Annotated in this window: 14 protein-coding genes; 13 read left to right on the top strand and 1 reads right to left on the bottom strand. The window is 40.9% G+C overall.

The genetic code is table 11. The annotated features are described in order from the left end of the window. Positions 1-92 precede the first annotated feature (92 nt). The 11 genes from C0213_06005 to C0213_05955 all read left to right on the top strand — a co-directional run bounded on the left by C0213_06005 (position 93) and on the right by C0213_05955 (position 13,638). Positions 93-1,187: a DUF871 domain-containing protein gene (locus C0213_06005; GenBank protein ID AUX11984.1), complete on the top strand. Its 1,095-nt coding sequence runs from the start codon at positions 93-95 to the stop codon at positions 1,185-1,187. Between the two features lie 158 nt (positions 1,188-1,345). After that, positions 1,346-2,638 carry a GTPase ObgE gene (obgE, locus tag C0213_06000; GenBank protein AUX11983.1) on the top strand — a complete coding sequence of 431 codons (1,293 nt, stop codon included), beginning with the start codon at positions 1,346-1,348 and terminating at the stop codon, positions 2,636-2,638. A gap of 140 nt (positions 2,639-2,778) precedes the next feature. Next, entirely contained in the window at positions 2,779-4,704 is a 1,926-nt protein-coding gene (locus tag C0213_05995) for an acetyltransferase (protein ID AUX11982.1), read from the top strand. Positions 4,705-4,741: 37 nt separating this feature from the next. Further along, the gene (gene rnz / locus C0213_05990; GenBank protein ID AUX11981.1) at positions 4,742-5,680 is read left to right on the top strand and encodes a ribonuclease Z; all 939 of its coding nucleotides are present in this window, start codon (positions 4,742-4,744) and stop codon (positions 5,678-5,680) included. A 5-nt stretch (positions 5,681-5,685) separates the two neighbouring features. Further along, positions 5,686-6,495: a short-chain dehydrogenase gene (locus C0213_05985; GenBank protein ID AUX11980.1), complete on the top strand. Its 810-nt coding sequence runs from the start codon at positions 5,686-5,688 to the stop codon at positions 6,493-6,495. An 8-nt stretch (positions 6,496-6,503) separates the two neighbouring features. After that, the gene (locus tag C0213_05980) at positions 6,504-6,902 is read left to right on the top strand and encodes a DUF1049 domain-containing protein (protein AUX11979.1); all 399 of its coding nucleotides are present in this window, start codon (positions 6,504-6,506) and stop codon (positions 6,900-6,902) included. Between the two features lie 175 nt (positions 6,903-7,077). Continuing rightward, positions 7,078-9,672, top strand: a complete 2,595-nt coding sequence (gene clpB / locus C0213_05975) for an ATP-dependent chaperone ClpB (protein AUX11978.1) — start codon at positions 7,078-7,080, stop codon at positions 9,670-9,672. A gap of 366 nt (positions 9,673-10,038) precedes the next feature. After that, entirely contained in the window at positions 10,039-10,221 is a 183-nt protein-coding gene (rpmF, locus tag C0213_05970) for a 50S ribosomal protein L32 (protein ID AUX11977.1), read from the top strand. 106 nt (positions 10,222-10,327) lie between these two features. Then, entirely contained in the window at positions 10,328-10,882 is a 555-nt protein-coding gene (locus C0213_05965) for a hypothetical protein (GenBank protein ID AUX11976.1), read from the top strand. Positions 10,883-11,079: 197 nt separating this feature from the next. Then, positions 11,080-12,612: a glutamate/gamma-aminobutyrate family transporter YjeM gene (locus tag C0213_05960; GenBank protein AUX11975.1), complete on the top strand. Its 1,533-nt coding sequence runs from the start codon at positions 11,080-11,082 to the stop codon at positions 12,610-12,612. Positions 12,613-12,762: 150 nt separating this feature from the next. After that, on the top strand, positions 12,763-13,638 hold the full coding sequence (locus C0213_05955; protein AUX11974.1) for a hypothetical protein: 876 nt from the start codon (positions 12,763-12,765) through the stop codon (positions 13,636-13,638). 48 nt (positions 13,639-13,686) lie between these two features. On the opposite strand, the gene C0213_05950 is transcribed toward C0213_05955, so the two are convergent. Further along, positions 13,687-13,863: a DUF2929 domain-containing protein gene (locus C0213_05950; GenBank protein AUX11973.1), complete on the bottom strand. Its 177-nt coding sequence runs from the start codon at positions 13,861-13,863 to the stop codon at positions 13,687-13,689. A gap of 122 nt (positions 13,864-13,985) precedes the next feature. Here C0213_05950 and C0213_05945 point away from each other — a divergent pair, with 122 nt between their 5' ends. Beyond that, on the top strand, positions 13,986-17,318 hold the full coding sequence (locus tag C0213_05945; GenBank protein ID AUX11972.1) for a DNA polymerase III subunit alpha: 3,333 nt from the start codon (positions 13,986-13,988) through the stop codon (positions 17,316-17,318). 132 nt (positions 17,319-17,450) lie between these two features. Then, positions 17,451-18,410, top strand: a complete 960-nt coding sequence (gene pfkA, locus C0213_05940) for a 6-phosphofructokinase (GenBank protein AUX11971.1) — start codon at positions 17,451-17,453, stop codon at positions 18,408-18,410. The last annotated feature ends 47 nt before the right edge of the window (positions 18,411-18,457 follow it).

Below are 18,457 nucleotides of genomic sequence, written 5' to 3'. Positions count from 1 at the left end.
TACAATTGTGTAAAGGTTTTCATTAATGATCCATCTATGATAAACTAAAAGATGTTAGGGCGGTATAGCCCAATTTTTAGGAGGTAATAGACATGGGAAAATTAGGCGTTTCAATTTATCCAGAACGATCAACTTTTGAAAAGGATGCGGCTTATTTAGACCTCGCACACCAATATGGTTTTAAACGGGTCTTTACATCATTATTAGAAGTCAGTGGTGATCAAGATGCGGTGCTTACTAATTTCAAGCGCGTGGTTGATTATGCAAATCAATTAGGGATGCAAGTCATGATTGACATTAATCCTGGTTTGTTTGAACAACTTGGTATTTCCTATGATGATTTAAGTTTCTTCCATGAATTAGGTGCGTGGGGGATTCGTTTAGATAACGGGTTTACAGGTCAAGAAGAAGCAAAGATGACGCGGAATCCATACGACCTTAAAATCGAAATTAATATGAGTCAAGGGACAAGCTATGTTGATAATATTATGAGTTTTTCCCCTAAACGGGCTAATTTATTAGGGTGTCATAACTTCTATCCACATCGTTATTCCGGTTTAGGGGAAGACTTCTTTAATCAATGTACAGCGCAATTTGCACAGTATAATTTAAATACGGCTGCTTTTGTTAATTCGCATGAAGCCACTTTTGGACCTTGGCCAACACAAGATGGCCTGCCAACGATGGAAGTTGATCGGGACTTAGCAATGGCGACTCAAATGAAACATTACATGTTAATGGATAATATCGATGACATCATTGTTGGGAATGCATATGCTTCCGAAGCAGAACTAAAAACAATGCAGACGGTCTTTAATGCAGAATTTCCAGCGATTATGATTGATGTAGCCGATGATATTACGGCTGATGAACGTAAAGTGTTATTTGAAAGCTTACACAGTTATCGTGGTGACCGCTCGGAATACATCTTGCGTTCAACAATGACGCGGGTCATATATAAAGACTTACCATTTGCAGCCCATAATACGGTTGATATCAAACGGGGCGATATCTTGATTGATAATGTTGGCTATGGCCAATATAAAGGTGAAACCCAAATTGCGCTTCAAGCAATGCCCAATGATGGCCGGGTGAACGTTGTGGGACAGATTGCACCAGATGAATTATTCCTATTAAAATACTTAAAACCTTGGAGTTCATTTAAACTAATCCCGAATGTTCAATAAGCGTTATACTGAAGACGATGATTAATGCGTCTTCTTTTTTTACTTAAAAATCATTAATTCGAGGACTTTATAATTGATTATGACGTTGTCTGTTTACTTTTAGCCTAAATTTAGGTAGTATATAAGGTACTGTTTAGAAACGAGAAGGAGTCAAAATAATGTTTGTAGATCAAGTCAAAATTGATGTGAAAGCTGGTAAAGGCGGCGATGGTGCTGTTGCATTTCGTCGTGAAAAGTTTGTGCCACTTGGCGGACCAGCCGGTGGCGATGGTGGTCGTGGTGGTAGTGTCATTCTAGTCGTAGATGAAGGTCTACGGACATTAATGGACTTCCGCTACCGCCATCACTTTAAAGCTAATAGTGGTGGTAACGGTCAGAATAAACAAATGTATGGCCGCGGTGCCGAAGATACATTTGTCCAAGTGCCACCTGGTACCACTGTCCGTGATGCCGACACAAATGAATTGCTAGGCGATTTAACGGAAGATGGTCAAGAATTAGTGATTGCAAAGGGCGGTCGTGGTGGCCGTGGCAACATGCATTTCGCAACCGCTAAGAATAGTGCCCCGGAAATTGCTGAAAACGGCGAACCAGGCCAAGAACGCAGTATTCAACTCGAATTGAAAGTCTTAGCCGATGTCGGCTTAGTTGGCTTCCCATCTGTTGGGAAATCAACATTACTTTCGGTTGTCACAAGTGCTAAACCTAAGATTGCGAGCTACCAATTTACAACGTTGGTGCCTAACTTAGGGATGGTGCAACTGGATGATGGCCGTGATTTCGTCTTAGCCGATTTACCAGGGTTGATCGAAGGGGCCTCAGATGGTGTTGGTTTAGGGATTCAATTCTTACGCCACGTTGAACGGACACGTGTTGTTTTACATTTAATCGAAATGGACGATCAAACTGGTCGTGATCCATATGAAGATTACCAACAAATTAATCATGAATTAGAATCATATGATCCCAAAATCTTGGAACGCCCACAAGTGATTGTGGCAACTAAGATGGATCTACCAGGCTCAGCTGAATTATTAGCTGAATTCAAACAAAAATTAGCAGCGGCTGGCGATACACACGAGATTTTTGAAATCTCAAGTATTACGCATCAAGGGGTCCAACCATTGATGAACAAGACAGCCGATTTATTAGCTGAAACCGCAGAATTCCCAATGGGTGATGTTGAAGAAGCACAAACACAAAAACTTTATCAATATCAACCAGAAGGGCCTGCCTTTAACGTCGAACAAGATGAAGACGGCACGTTCTACATCACAGGCGAGAAGGTTGAACGGCTCTTCAAGATGAGTAACTTAGATCATCAAGATGGGGTAATGCGTTTTGCCCGTCAATTACGTTCAATGGGACTTGACGAAGCCTTACGTGAAAAAGGCGCTCATGATGGCGATTTAGTGGCAATTGATAACTTTACGTTTGAATTTGTTGAATAAATAGGGTTCAAAAAGGAAGAAATTCGACTCTGGATTCTTCCTTTTTCTATAGCATCAATATAAAAAAAGAGCTTCAAGTAGGCAGTGGTGGGAAACATTGCTATAATGTTTTATATTAGAATATAGAGTAGGTTGAGAAAATGGCAGGGAAAAAGCGCTTAAATAACAGTCGTTATATTACTGGGTTTGACGGATTACGAGCTATTGGGGTTATCGGAGTTATTTTGTATCATTTGATGCCGTACACTTTTACAGGTGGGTATCTGGGCGTCCCGATTTTCATGGTGGTTTCGGGCTATTTGATTACGGATTTACTGGTCCAAGAATGGGAGCAAAATCATTGGATTAATTTGAAGAGTTTTTATTTACGACGTGTTAAGCGGCTCTATCCGGGGTTATTGACGATGTTGTTTGCGACAGGAGCGTACATTACCTTATTTGAACGGCAGATGTTGCATAACTTAAATCAAATTATTATCACTAATATTTTGTACGTTTATAATTGGTGGCAAATTGGCCATGGTCAATCTTACTTTGACCGATTCGCTAATAATGAGTCGCCTTTTACACATTTGTGGACACTTTCAATTGAAGGGCAATTTTATCTGTTATGGCCGTTCGTAGTTGTTGCATTGATTATCGGCTTTAAGAATAAGGGCCGGATTGCCCGTGTGTTATTAGGCGCGGGGTTAGTTTCGGCTATTTGGATGGCAATTTTATACCATCCAAATGCAGATCCGAGTCGGCTTTACTACGGGACAGATACGCGAATGTTTTCAATTTTGGTAGGGGCAGCGCTAGCTTTCGTTTGGCCTTCGACGGCTTTGAAGCAAAAGATTATTCCACGCCAACGATGGACGCTAGATGGCATTGGCCTCTTAAGTACCATTACAATGTTGATTTTAATGGTTAAAATGAATGCGGAAAGTGCCTTCGTTTATCGGGGCGGATTGTTCATCTTTAGTTTGTTAATCTGTGTCTTGGTGGCCGTTGTTGCGCATCCAGGCTCAGATTGGAATCGCCTGTTAACCAATCCAGTTTTCAACTGGTTAGGGAAACGCAGTTATGGCATTTATTTGTATCAATTCCCAGTCATGATTTTCTTTGAGGGCGTTTTTAAAAATGTTGCTGCACACCCGGTTTTATACCCAGTGATTGAAGTGGCGATTATTTTCGCACTAACTGAATTATCATATCGCTTTATTGAACAACCACTGGCCCGTTACCCATACCAAGAATTAGGGCAGAGAATGCGTCAATTTATTAAACATCCAACGTTGAATCGGCAATCTGGCTTAGTCTTGGGGATGGCCATTGTCTTTTTAATCGGGCTGGTGGGCGCAATTCAAGCACCGGGACAACCAGCGCCTGATGCGCATAAGTCGGCACTTGCAGTTAATATTCAAAAGAATAAAGAAGAAAATGATGCGCGCAATAAGGCCTTAGTCGAAAAAGCCAAGGCCCAAAATAAGCAACAAAAAAAGGCGCGGTCAAAAGCACAAGCTGATAAAGAGGCTGAAGCAGCGGCACAAAAACATCCAGTTAACCAAGAATACGAAAAGTATGGGTTGACACAGGTTGAATTGCAAAAAGCCCAATCGATGCCCATTACAGCAATTGGTGATTCTGTATTACTCGACGCTGGTAAAACGTTGCAAACATTATTCCCGAACATGTTGGTAGACGCGGCTGTCGGTCGTCAATTGAATAAAAGTACGCCGGTCGTTGCTAGTTATGCTCAAAAAGGCGCACTCAGCGATACCGTCTTGATTAGTTTGGGGACCAATGGTTCATTTACCCAAGCCCAATTAGATGAGTTTATGGCGGCCATTGGTAGTCAACGCAAAGTCTTCTGGCTAAATGCTTATGTGCCAACGCGGCCTTGGCAAAATGATGTTAATCAAATGCTTAAAGGGGCCACTAAGAAGTATCCCAATCTAACGATTATTAACTGGTACGATCAAGCAAGAAAACACGGTGACTGGTTCTACGATGACCAAGTGCATCCAAATCCGGTTGGTGTCAAAGAATATGCGGCCATCGTTACAAAAGCGTTAGTGAAGTAGTGATTGTTTTAAATTTAATATAGAATGGAAGAGTTAGATGGAATTAGAATTTCTTGGTACTGGTGCGGGGGTTCCTGCCCGTCAACGTAACGTCACGAGTATTGCATTAAAATTATTGGATGAACGAAATGAAGTGTGGTTATTCGACGTTGGTGAAGCAACGCAACACCAAATTCTTAAAACAACGTTAAAACCACGGAAAGTTAAGAAAATCTTTTTAACGCATTTACATGGTGATCATTTATTCGGGCTACCAGGCTTCTTATCAAGTCGTTCATTTCAAGGTGGCGACGAACCGTTGACGATTTATGGCCCCAAAGGAACAGAAGAATACGTTCGGACGAGTTTAAAACTTTCCGAAAGTCATTTAACGTATACCTTGAAGTTCGTTGTATTACCAGAAAATGGGGTTATTATTGATGACAAAACATTCCGGGTCGAATGTGCAAAATTAGATCACCGGATTGCAAGTTACGGTTTTAGAATCGTTGAAAAGGATCACCCTGGTGAATTACAGGTCGAAAAACTCCAAGCAGACGGTGTCCCTTCAGGTCCCGTTTATGCCCGAATTAAAAATGGTGAAACCGTGACGTTGAGTGATGGTCGTGAAATTGACGGTCGTAACTACATCGGGCACGCACAAAAGGGTCGGATTGTGACCATTATTGGCGATACCCGCAATTGTGAAGCCATCACGCGCTTGGCAGAAAATGCTGACGTTTTGGTGCATGAAAGTACATTTGGCAAGCAAGAACAAAAAATTGCGCGTCAATACTACCACTCAACGAATATCAATGCGGCCAAGGTGGCCAAAACAGCACACGTCAAACGGTTATTACTCACGCATATTTCAGCCCGTTATTTAGGCCAAGCTGTGCGTGAATTACAAAACGATGCCCGCGATATTTTTAAAAATACCCGCGTCGTTAGCGATTTAGATTTGTATGATATTCCATTTCATGGTCGGAAGGAGTAATTAAAATGCAAAGTTTAGCAGCGTTACAAGACTTAAAACAAAAGATTGTGGTCATCACAGGGGGCTCGTCAGGTTTAGGCCGGGCAATTGCCTATGAAGCAGCTAGCAAAGGTGCCATTGTTGTCGTTTTAGCACGGCGTCAAGCGGCCTTGGAGGCAGTTCGTGATGAATGTCAACGGCTCTCTGGTCAAACAGCTTATGCTTACCAATTAGATGTCAGTGACCCAGAAGCGATTGAAACGGTTGTGGCGCAATTAACAGCAGAAGTGGGGACGCCGGATGTTTTAGTGAATACTGCTGGCTTTGGTCACTTTGAAGAAGCGCTCGCCACACCAATGCCTTTGGTGGAACAGATGTTTAGAGTGAATGTCTTGGGGTTGATGTATTTGACGCGGGCCATTGGCTCACAGATGATTGAAAAACAACGTGGGCACATTATTAACATTGCCTCAATGGCTGGTAAGATGGCGACACCTAAATCAGCAATCTATTCAGCGACTAAGTTTGCCGTGGTAGGCTACTCAAATGGATTACGGCTTGAATTGAAACCATTTGGGGTTCAAGTGACGACCGTTAATCCAGGGCCGATTGATACCGCCTTTTTTGACATTGCTGATCAAACGGGTAACTATCTTAAATCAGTTAACTGGATTGTGCTTGATCCAGATCAACTCGCGCACAAGATTGTCGGGGCTATTGGACATCCTAAACGCGAAATTAATGCACCATGGTTGATGTCACTAGGTGCCCAATGCTATCAATTGGCGCCCCATATCGGTGATTATGTCGCTGGTCATTTGTTTAACAAAAAATAGGAGGTCGGATGATGAAAAAGCAAGGTCGTTTAATTACCATTTTAATTCTCGCACTCATCGTAGTGGTTTTTGCTGTCTTGAATGTTGATCCAGTTGCCATTAATTTTGGCCTTACAACGGTTGATTGGCCCTTGATTATCGTAATTGTTGTGTCCCTTTTAATCGGCGCGATTATCACGTTCTTAGCCGCAACGGGGAGTTCATTGAGTCAACGTAAGGCACAAAAGCAATGGACTAAAGAAAAAGCAGACCTAGAACAAGATCAAGAAGCAAAAATTAAAGCCGCAGTTGAAGCAGAACAAGCTAAACAAAAGCAGGCTTATGATAAACTATTGGCTGATAAAGAAGCCGAATTACACGAAATGAACGCTAAAATGAAGCAATTAATGCGTGACAAACAAATGTAATCATAAAAAGAGGTATCGACCGGAATTATTTCGGCAGGTACCTCTTTTTTTATTAGACTTAAGTCCTATTTTTGAGCATTAATCTTGAATGTTTGACCTATTTTGACTATTATAGAATTAGTCAAACATTATTGACATTTAATTCAAAAAATAAACTTAAAAAGGAATGACGTTTATGAATCCAGAACAAATGACACAAGCTGTTCAAGATGCAATTGCCGAAGCACAGAATATTGCAAAAACGCGTCATCAAACAGAAATCGATGTCCCTCATTTATTTAAATATTTAATTCAACCCCAACAATTAGGGCGGCAAATCTATCAGGAAGCGGGCATTGATTTAACCGCACTTGAAAATGAAATTGACCGCGAGATTGATACGATTCCAACGGTCGAAGGTCAAACAAACTACGGCCAAAATATTTCACAAAATCTTTATCAAGTTTTAAACGCGGCTCAAACTTACATGCAAGCCTTCCAAGATGAATTTTTATCAACTGAAACGGTTATTCTCGGCTTGATGAAATTGAAATATAATCCGTTGGTACAATTTTTACAAAAAAATAACGTGACAACTAAACAATTAAAAGACATTATTACTAACTTAAGAGGAGGCGAGCGTGTGACATCTAAAAACCAAGAAGATAACTACCAAGCGCTTGAAAAGTATGGCACAGACTTAGTGAAAGCGGTTCGTGAAGGCAAAATGGATCCCGTGATTGGCCGGGACGAAGAAATTAGAAATGTGATTCGAATTCTTTCTAGAAAAACCAAGAATAATCCGGTTTTAATCGGGGAACCCGGTGTTGGGAAAACTGCGATTGTTGAAGGTTTAGCGCAACGAATCGTTAGAAAAGATGTTCCTGATAACTTAAAGGATAAAACCATTGTTTCACTTGATATGGGGACCTTAATTGCAGGGGCCAAATACCGTGGTGAGTTTGAAGAACGGCTCAAAGCAGTCTTAAAAGAAGTTAAGAAGAGCGAAGGTCGGATTTTAGTCTTTATCGACGAAATTCACACAATCGTTGGTGCTGGTAAGACTGAAGGTAGTATGGATGCCGGCAATCTTTTGAAACCAATGTTGGCCCGTGGCGAATTACACATGATCGGGGCGACAACGCTTGATGAATACCGACAAAATATCGAAAAAGATAAAGCGCTCGAAAGACGTTTCCAAAAAGTGTTAATTCAAGAACCAACCGTTGAAGATACGATTAGTATTTTACGAGGCTTGAAGGAACGTTTCGAAATTTTCCACGGTGTTCGTATTCATGATAATGCCTTAGTGGCCGCCGCAACGTTATCTAACCGCTACATCACGGATCGTTTCCTGCCTGATAAGGCAATCGACTTAGTTGATGAAGCGAGTGCTAATATTAACGTTGAAATGAACTCACAACCCACTGAGCTCGATCAAGCAACCCGGCAATTAATGCAACTAGAAATTGAAGAAGCCGCATTGAAGAATGAAACGGATGCGGCTTCACAAAAACGATTAGCTGAAACGCAAAAACAATTAGCGGATTTACGCGAAACAACCAATAATTTGAAGATGCGTTGGGAAACCGAAAAAGCCGATTTGAACAAGATTAACGACAAAAAAGAAGAATTAGACCAGGCAAAACGGCAATTAGAAGACGCTCAAAGTAACTACGATTTGGAAACCGCTGCTAAGTTACAACACGCTACGATTCCACAATTGGAACAAGATCTGGCGGACCTTGAAAAGGCTGAAAAGCCAGAGGATTGGATGGTTCAAGAATCAGTTACTGAAAATGAAATTGCGACCGTTGTTAGTTCGCAAACCGGGATTCCAGTCGCTAAATTAGTGGCCGGCGATCGGCAGAAACTATTACAATTAGCTGATCATTTACACGAACGGGTAATCGGCCAAGACCAAGCTGTTGATGCGGTCACAGATGCCGTTTTAAGAGCGCGTGCTGGCTTGCAAGACCCTAATAGACCTTTGGGCTCATTCTTGTTCTTAGGCCCTACTGGGGTTGGTAAAACGGAATTAGCTAAAGCTTTAGCGGAAGACCTCTTCGATTCTGAACGACACATGGTCCGAATCGATATGAGTGAATACATGGAGAAATACTCGGTATCACGACTTGTGGGGGCAGCACCGGGGTATGTCGGTTATGAAGAAGGCGGCCAATTGACGGAAGCTGTTCGTCGTAACCCCTATACAATTGTCTTGTTAGATGAAATTGAAAAGGCCCATCCAGATGTCTTCAATATTCTTTTACAAGTCTTAGATGATGGTCGATTAACCGATTCACAAGGTCGGACGATCGATTTTAAGAATACGATTATCATTATGACCTCTAACCTGGGCTCTGAAATCCTCTTGGATGGTGTTGATGAGCACGGTCAAATTTCAAAAGAAGCAGCCAACAGCGTTCAAGCCTTGATTCAAACAAAATTCAAGCCAGAATTCTTGAACCGAATTGATGATACGATTATGTTTACGCCATTGAGCTTACAAGATGTCGAACAAATCGTAGTTAAGATGTTGGCAGATTTATCACATCGTTTAGCAGATCAAGAAATTACATTGACGATTTCTGAAGATGCCAAGTTGTGGGTTGCCAAAGAAGGGTATGATCCAGCGTTTGGGGCACGACCATTACGGCGCTATATTACCAACCGGATTGAAACGCCATTGGCCAAAGAAATCATTGCCGGAAACGTTTTACCTAACACAACAGTTGAAATTGGTCTAAAAGAAGATCAATTAGTATTCGAAAACAAAGCAACTGACTAATTTTTGTAAGAAGCTTTTTCAAAATAGTCGGATTATGATTGATTTATCAAGATTGGTATTATACAATTACGAGTAATCAGTGATTGACTTTGTGTTTATTGAGAATAAGATTAAACATGAATTCGAGATTGAAATGATGAGTTTCAATCTCGAATTTTGTTTTGATTGAATTCGTTGAGTAGATTGTTTTTTATGAAATAACTTGCTCTTGTTACGTAAACATAGTATTATAGAAGTCGCGGACAAAAGTAGTGGGACGTCTAATTGATTTTAAATCAATTTAGCAAAGATTGATTTAATCCTTGCTAAGTTCCCTGAGTTCGGTATATCATTAATGAATCTAAGATATAAAGGAGTCTGAAAATAATGGCAGTTCCAGCAAGAAGAACATCAAAGACGAAGAAACGTATGCGTCGTGGACATATCAAATTGAACACACCAAACGTACAATTCGATGCAACTAATGGCGAATACCGTGTAAGTCACCGTGTTTCACCAAAAGGTTTCTACAAAGGCGAACAAGTTGTTACACCAAAAGCTAACGACTAGTCTTAGTTAAGAGGTTCCTTCGGGAAGCTCTTTTTTTATGCCTTATACTAGTTTTTGAAACTAGATGATGATATAATTGTAATTAAATATAAGGAGGCTGATTATTATGAATAATGAGCTATTAAAACGAGACTTAAATCAATTACAACTATTACAATTACCCCGTTGGACGGATCTACCGGGTTTGAATCTATATATGGACCAAGTGGTCAGTTATATCAATCAATATTTAGAAGTCCTCGATTTAGATGAAATCACGGCTGCAATGATCAATAATTACGTGAAAAAGGGGCTAGTCGTTGCGCCGGACAAGAAACGCTATGCTAAACAACAAATCTCACAAGTCTTGATTATTGCGTTATTAAAGACTAATTTTTCAATTGAAGAAATCGGCCGGTTGCTCTCAGTGGAAACGGCAACTGATCGTAACGAAAAACAACTCTACGATTACTTCATTTTGACGTTTCTAGATGCAGTTCACCAGTTAGATGAAGAATACAGTCCGTTTGAACAAGGAACCAAGCCGGCTAATGGTTTAGTGACTGAAACGCAAAAAACATTATTGAAGTTAGCGTGTCAGAGTGTCGTTTATAAAATCGCAATTCGGATTACGGTCAAAAAAGAGCAAACTACAACGTTAAAAACGGCTGATAAAAAATAAGTAATTAGAAAGATTATTAAATTTAGATTAAAGAATAAAATAATTAGATTAGAAAACAAAATAGAGCGTTTACCTAAATTGGTTTACACCGTAAAATGAAGATGACTAGTTAGTTTGTTATTAATCTAATAATAAACAATATTAGGCAAATGGCTCTTATTCTTAGACCATTAAACTATTTGAAAGAGGTGTTTGGGGTGGCAGAAAAGAAAAAGACGAGTAAGTTGACCTTAGGGGCACTTATTCTGATGATTTTCACGTCAGTCTTTGGGTTTACAAATATTCCACGAGCGTTTTTCTTAATGGGATATGCATCAATTTTTTGGTACGTTTTAGCGGCTGTAACCTTCTTTATTCCTTATGCATTTATGCTCGGGGAAATGGGCGCTGCCTTTGGTGAAGCTAAGGGTGGGATTTATTCTTGGATGGAAAAATCCGTCAATGCTAAATTTGCCTTTATTGGGACTTTCATGTGGTTTGCGTCATACATCATTTGGATGGTTAACGTTGGGAACGGGATTTGGATTCCATTATCAAATGCTATTTTCGGAGTTGATAAGACGCAAAGTTGGACATTCTTTGGGTTAACCAATGGTGTGCAAACATTAGGAATTCTTGCTATTATTTGGATTATTGTGATTACTTTTGTCACATCCAAAGGGCTTGATAAAGTCAAAAAAGTAACAAGCATCGGTGGTTCAGCCATCACATTGATTAATGTGATCTTATTCTTAGGTGGGTTATTAATCCTGATCCTAAACAAGGGTGTTACAGCGCAACCAATTACGGCTAAGGCCTTTTTCCAATCACCTAATGAAAGTTACACATCAATGATTCAAGTTTTTAGTTTCGTTGTATTTGCAATCTTCGCATATGGTGGTTTGGAAGTTGTTGGTGGGTTAGTTGATGAAACAGAAAATGCTAAAGTCAACTTCCCTAAAGGCTTAGCAATTTCAGCAATCGTAATTGCAATTGGTTATGCCGTTGGGATTTTCATGATGGGGACCTTTACTAACTGGGACTTCGTCTTCAAAACAGGTGGCGGTTTTGCCAAAGCAACTGGCTCAAATGCCGAAGTTACTTTAGGGAACGTTGCTTATATTGCGATGAACAACATGGGTTACCAATTAGGACTTGCGCTTCATATGAGTCAACATGCTGCTATTGAAGTTGGGGTTTGGTTGAGTCGTTACATGGGTCTTTCAATGTTCCTTGCACTTAGTGGTGCATTCTTTACATTGATTTTCTCACCTCTTAAGACGATTATCGAAGGCACACCAGCCGAATTATGGCCTAAGTCATTCGCTAAGAAGAACAAACACAACATGCCAGTTAACGCAATGATTGTGCAAGCTGCGATTGTCATCGTGATTATCGCTTTTGTTGCCTTTGGTGGTAAGAGTGCTGCTAAGTTCTTCGAAATTTTAACAGCAATGACAAACGTTTCAATGACATTACCATACTTATTCGTTGCTTTTGCCTTCTTTGGCTTTAAGAAGGATAACAGTATCGAAAAACCATTCACGATTTATAAGGGTAAAACTTTCTATAAATTCTGTGTTTGGATGGTGATGTTTACAGTTGGTTTCGCCAATGTCTTCACCATTATTCAACCTGCAATCGACGGTAACCTTGGCCAAACATTCTGGTCAATTGCCGGTCCAGTCTTCTTTACAATTGTTGCATTGATTATGTTCAATCGTTACGAAAAGAAAACAGGTTTAAAATAAAAAGACTAATGAAGGTCGCCGGATTTGCGGTGGCCTTTTTGTATGGCCGAAATATTTGTGACACCTCGTCGTTTTAACTTGAAATGTTGGTCTAAAAGGGTTACGCTAAAAGCTCATTAACGATAATTTTTTATGAAAAGGTGACGAAAAATGAAAAAAACAGTAGTTGGATTAGTCGTGAGTTTGGGATTGGTCAGTTTACTAGCGGGCTGTGGTCAAGCAAAGTTAACGACTTCTAAAACAAATTACCATCAAAATGGGATGGTAGCAGTTGTCAAAGGCACTACGAACAAAAAGGCACACTTAAGCTATCAAATTGATCAAGGTGCAACCCATAAAACGAGTGTTAGAGAAGGCACATACGTGGTTCAAGTGCCAACAACAACCAAACAACAAACGGTCACGTTGAAGGCTAAAACGGGCTCAAAGACGATTGAAAAGAAAGTCACGGTAGCAGCCGGCACCGCTGTTGGTCAATATCAGACAATTGCCGACAAGTATAATCAAGCGGTCATTGGGATGGCTTTATCAAAGGCAGACCAAGCCAAAGCGCAAAGTTTACAAAAACAAGCGGCAGCAGCTAAAGCCGGTCAATTGGCACCAGCTCAATTAATGGCACTCCAACAAACGCAAAAAGATGTTCAAGCAGCTATGCAACAAGCTAAAACTGCTAAGAAGGCACAATTATTACCAGCCAAACCAGCGAATGGCGTTCATCAACTGGTGAAAACTGATAATGTTGTGATTCGGGGGGCAGTTGCTGATCAAGATATGATGGGACTCACTTTAATTGCACCGATTAAAGCACTGAAAGATAAAGCCGCTTTGAAGGAATTCGGAACGAGTTTTGCCTTACTGGCACAATCAACTGGTGCAGATTCTAAGAAAGTGATGTCTGAATTCAGTAAGTTTACGAAGAAAAACAAAAAGAGTAATCAAACGACAATGAAGACCATTACTTCAAACGGCGTTAAGTTTAATACCGGCTTTTCCGCAAGCCATTTATACATCTACATTACAAAATAAAACAAAAAGGACGACCCAACAAAATGTTGGGCCGTCCTTTTTTAAGTCTTATGCAGCTGGGTCTTTAGGTAAAACAAGGGGTACTAGGTTGAGTAAAATCCCAAAGATGACTGAGACAGTCAACGTTGCTTGAACATTAAAGTCCATTTTAACTAACTTAGAACCGATGAAGCCAACGACAAATCCGAAGATTAGTGTCCAAAAAAGCGTCATAACGTATTTCATGATTGACCTTCTTTCTTTCATGCAATTCTATGATATTGTAACACGTTTTACAACGAGATTCATTTGAAATAATTTGTTATACTGGAATTATTAGAATCTGTCATCAGAAAGAAGGGGCGTTCTTGGCATTTGTGCAACTCCAGGTTAAGAGTACCTATACGCTCTTAGAAAGTACCACTAAAATTACGGATTTAGTAACAGCCGCCAAAGCGCGGGGCTATCAGAGTTTAGCGTTAACTGATAAGAACGTTGTCTACGGGTTAGTGGATTTTTACAAGGCGGCCAAAGCGGCCGGGATTAAGCCGTTATTGGGGATCACAATTGAAGTCGGTGGGATCTTACAAACCGACGAACGGTTTCCATTAATTTTATTGGCTAAAAATTTAACGGGTTATCAAAATATTTTAAAAATTTCAACGGAAATTATGACGCAATCAGGATTGGTGCCGTTTGAAACGGTTCAATCACTATTAGGGCAATTAGTGGTTATTACACCCAGTCAAGATGGTGAGTTAGTGCGCCTATTATTGCAAAATGATACAACGACAGCACAGGCCTATCTTGAGCAGTTAAAGGCGGTTGCTGATGCAGATAGCCTTTATCTAGGGATTAGTGCTAAACAAGCGGCTAGCCAACAGCGAGTGCCGCTGGGACAATTAAGTCAGCAAACGGCAGTACCGTTAGTTGCTTTAGGTGACGTGCGGTATTTAGAGCCGGAAGACGCATTTGCGGTTCAAGTCCTACAGCATATTAAGGCAGGGACGCAGGTTAATCTCCAAACACCACAAGCGCCAGGTGGCTATTATTTAGAAGACGCGCAGCAGGTAACGGCTGCCTTTGAGACGTTACAACTAACAGAAGCGATTGCTAATACGCAAAAAATTGCGGCTCAATGTCAGGTTGATTTATCTTTCAAACGGGCCCAGCTTCCCCAATTTGAGACTCCCGCCGGCCAATCAGCCGCCACTTATTTAAAGCAACAGAGTCAAGCGGGTTTACAAGCGCGTTTTAGGACAAAAGCTATTCCAGAGACTTACCAGGCACGCTTAGACTACGAGTTACAGGTTATCAACGAAATGGGTTTTGCTGATTATTTCTTGATTGTTGCCGATGTGATGCAATACGCTCATCAACAAAACATCATGACGGGACCAGGGCGGGGTTCGGCTGCCGGATCGTTAGTGGCCTACGCGCTACGGATTACAGATGTTGATCCAATTCAGTATCAGTTACTATTTGAACGGTTCTTAAATCCCAATCGCGCCAATATGCCAGATATTGATTTGGATATCCCGGATAATCGGCGGGATGAAGTTTTAGATTACGTTTATCAAAAATACGGTCAAAATCATATGGCCCAAATCATTACGTTTGGTACTTTGGCTGCCAAGATGGCGTTAAAAGATGTTGGACGGGTCTTTGGACTCAGTCAGTTTGAAATGAGCGCTTGGTCCAAAGCAATTCCCAACGTTTTAAAAATTACGCTCCAAGAAGCTTACGAGCAATCACAAGCTTTGAAGAACCTTGTAGCGGATTCTCAACAAAATCGCTTATTATTTGAAACTGCGCAGCGAATTGAAGGCTTACCACGCCATTATTCAACCCATGCAGCAGGCATTGTATTGAGTCAAGCACCATTAACCGAGACCGTTGCGCTGCAAAGTGGTGGTGAAGAAATTGAATTAACTCAACTACCAATGGGTAATGTTGAAGAGTTAGGCCTATTGAAAATTGACTTCTTGGGCCTGAGAAATCTGGGAATTTTAGCGAATATTGTTAAATTAGTCAGTCAACAAACAGGCCAGCCTTTTAATCCGCAAAATATTCCGTTAGATGATCCAGCAACGCTAGCGCTATTTCAACAAGGCGATACAAACGGTATTTTCCAGTTTGAATCGACAGGCATCAAAAATGTTTTACGGCGCTTGAAGCCAACTTCTTTTGAAGATATTGTCGCAACTGATGCACTTTATCGACCAGGTCCAATGGAAAATATCGATACCTTTATCGACCGTAAAAATGGCAAGGTTCCCGTGACTTATCCGGATGACTCCTTAGCTGAGATTTTGCAACCAACTTACGGTATTTTAGTATACCAAGAACAGGTTATGCAGGCGGCTTCTAAAATGGGGGGCTTTACTTTAGGGGAAGCCGACATCTTACGGCGGGCAATGAGTAAGAAGAAAAAAGCAGTCATTGATGCAAGTCGTACCAAGTTTATCGAGGGTGCACTGGCTTTAGGCCATACTGAGCAAGCAGCGACAACAGTCTACGACTACATCGAGCAGTTTGCCAATTATGGTTTTAACCGTTCGCATGCGGTCGCTTACAGCAAAATTGCCTTTTGGTTAGCTTATTTAAAGGTTCATCATCCAGAAGCTTTTTTCGCTGCAGTTTTAAATGCTGTCTTGAACCAAGGGACGAAGACCAAAACGTATTTAGCGGAAGCTAAAAAACGGAAATTAGCAGTTTTACCACCCGATATTAATCTCAGTCAGCGTTATTTTAAGGTGACAGATGCCGGGATTATTTTTGGGTTATACAGCATCAAGGGCTTACGTCGGGATTTTGTCGCGGCGATTTTGGATGAGCGCCAAACGGGTGGTCCGTTCAAATCTGTGTTACAGTTTCTACAACGACTAGCGGCGAAGTATCTCAAAAAAGACGCGTTAGTAGCGCTAATTTACAGTGGGGCTTTTGATCAGTTTAATCCCAACCGCAATGCGCTTTTGATGAATCTGGATGATTTATTGGATAGTGTCAAGTTAGCGGGTGATAACATGTCGTTGTTTGAAATTCTAGCGCCTAAAGAAAAAACGGTGCCCAACTTGACGTTAACAGAGCGCTTAGATAAAGAAGCAGAGTACCTCGGGGCTTATCTTTCAGGGCATCCGGTTGAAAAGTACGACCGTGTTCGGCGGTACTACCATGTGCCAGAAGTCAGTGACTTAGCACCCAACCAAAATGTTCGGTTGGTCTTATTTGTCCGTCGCATTAAGGTGATTCGGACGAAAAAAGGCGAGCAAATGGCTTTTGTAACAGGACAAGACGCCACTGGCGAAATTAGTGTCACATTGTTTGCATCAGTCTATCGGCAAGTAGCGGACTGGTTGGCCAAAGAACAAGTGATCCTCGTCACGGGGAAGACGGAACAGCGCCAAGAGTTGCAACTTATTGGCAATCAGATTATGTTAGCGGAACAAGCCCAAACAGGTCTGCCTAAAGCGACACTTTACTTGCGCTTATCAGCAGATTTAACGCGCGAACAGCAACAAAAGATGTATCAGTTACTCGAAAAAAGTCGGGGTCCAATCCCGGTCATTCTCTATAATTCAGCAACGAAGAAGTCAATTCTTTTAAACGAACGCTATTGGATTGCGAACGATGAAAAACTAACGACGGCGCTTACAACCTTACTGGGGCCTACAAACGTTATTTTAAAGGGCTTTAGTTAGTTTAGTTTTGAAAATAAGTTTGTTAAAAACTTCTGAAAAGACAAGACTTCTTTTCAGAAAAGTGATAATATATTAGTGACTTTGAAAGACCAAAACGGTTTTTTAAGTAAAATATTTGCCTGGGGTGAAAAGATGAAACGCATAGGTATTTTGACAAGTGGTGGGGATGCACCTGGTATGAACGCTGCTATCCGTGCCGTTGCAAGAAAAGCAATGCATGAAGGCCTTGAAGTCTATGGTATCAATTATGGTTTTGCTGGTTTAGTTGCCGGTGATATCTTCAAGATGGATCCAATTACGGTTGGTGATAAGGTTCAACGTGGTGGTACTTTCTTGTATTCAGCTCGTTATCCAGAATTTGCACAAGTCGAAGGACAATTGAAAGGTATTGAACAACTCAACAAGTTCGGTATCGAAGCTTTAGTTGTTATCGGTGGTGATGGTTCTTATCACGGTGCACTACGTTTGACTGAACATGGTTATAACACAATCGGTCTACCAGGAACGATTGACAATGATATTCCATTTACAGACCAAACAATTGGATTTGATACAGCTGTTAATACAGTTCTTGAATCAATTGACCGTATTCGCGATACGGCTGCAAGTCACGAAAGAACTTTTGTTGTGGAAGTAATGGGCCGTGGCGCTGGCGACATCGCTTTATGGGCTGGTGTTGCCGGTGGCGCACAAGATATTATTATTCCAGAACATGATTTCGATGTTAAGGCCGTTGCAGATAAGCTACGTGCTTCACGTGAACATGGTCAAAAACATGCTATTATTGTTTTAGCTGAAGGTGTTATGCACGCCGATGAATTCTCAGAAAAACTTTCTGAATACGGCGACTTCCACTTACGTTCAACTGTTTTAGGACACGTTGTTCGTGGTGGCTCACCAACAGCTAGTGATCGTGTGTTAGCTAGTCGCTTAGGCTCAAAAGCAGTTGAATTATTGCTTGAAGGCAAAGGCGGTTTGGCACTTGGAATTGAAAAGAATGAAATTATCGCACATGATATTACAGACTTATTCAACCACAAACACCATGCGCAATTAGGTCTTTATGATTTAAATGAAGATTTAGCATACTAGTATATAGTTCCACCCAAAATTCGTTAAAATGACTGTAAAGTCTTTTA

Source organism: Latilactobacillus sakei, from assembly GCA_002953655.1.
GTDB lineage: Bacteria > Bacillota > Bacilli > Lactobacillales > Lactobacillaceae > Latilactobacillus > Latilactobacillus sakei_A.
This window is presented reverse-complemented; position numbering and strand designations above follow the sequence as displayed.

What these genes read in the sequence shown, in the direction of transcription:
- C0213_05980 (AUX11979.1), top strand. Translation starts at nt 6,504, where the DNA reads ATGATGAAAAAGCAAGGTCGTTTAATTACCATTTTAATTCTCGCACTC.
- C0213_05995 (AUX11982.1), top strand. Translation starts at nt 2,779, where the DNA reads ATGGCAGGGAAAAAGCGCTTAAATAACAGTCGTTATATTACTGGGTTT.
- clpB (AUX11978.1), top strand. Translation starts at nt 7,078, where the DNA reads ATGAATCCAGAACAAATGACACAAGCTGTTCAAGATGCAATTGCCGAA.
- pfkA (AUX11971.1), top strand. Translation starts at nt 17,451, where the DNA reads ATGAAACGCATAGGTATTTTGACAAGTGGTGGGGATGCACCTGGTATG.
- C0213_05985 (AUX11980.1), top strand. Translation starts at nt 5,686, where the DNA reads ATGCAAAGTTTAGCAGCGTTACAAGACTTAAAACAAAAGATTGTGGTC.
- rnz (AUX11981.1), top strand. Translation starts at nt 4,742, where the DNA reads ATGGAATTAGAATTTCTTGGTACTGGTGCGGGGGTTCCTGCCCGTCAA.
- C0213_06005 (AUX11984.1), top strand. Translation starts at nt 93, where the DNA reads ATGGGAAAATTAGGCGTTTCAATTTATCCAGAACGATCAACTTTTGAA.
- C0213_05955 (AUX11974.1), top strand. Translation starts at nt 12,763, where the DNA reads ATGAAAAAAACAGTAGTTGGATTAGTCGTGAGTTTGGGATTGGTCAGT.
- obgE (AUX11983.1), top strand. Translation starts at nt 1,346, where the DNA reads ATGTTTGTAGATCAAGTCAAAATTGATGTGAAAGCTGGTAAAGGCGGC.
- C0213_05950 (AUX11973.1), bottom strand. Translation starts at nt 13,863, where the DNA reads ATGAAATACGTTATGACGCTTTTTTGGACACTAATCTTCGGATTTGTC.
- rpmF (AUX11977.1), top strand. Translation starts at nt 10,039, where the DNA reads ATGGCAGTTCCAGCAAGAAGAACATCAAAGACGAAGAAACGTATGCGT.
- C0213_05965 (AUX11976.1), top strand. Translation starts at nt 10,328, where the DNA reads ATGAATAATGAGCTATTAAAACGAGACTTAAATCAATTACAACTATTA.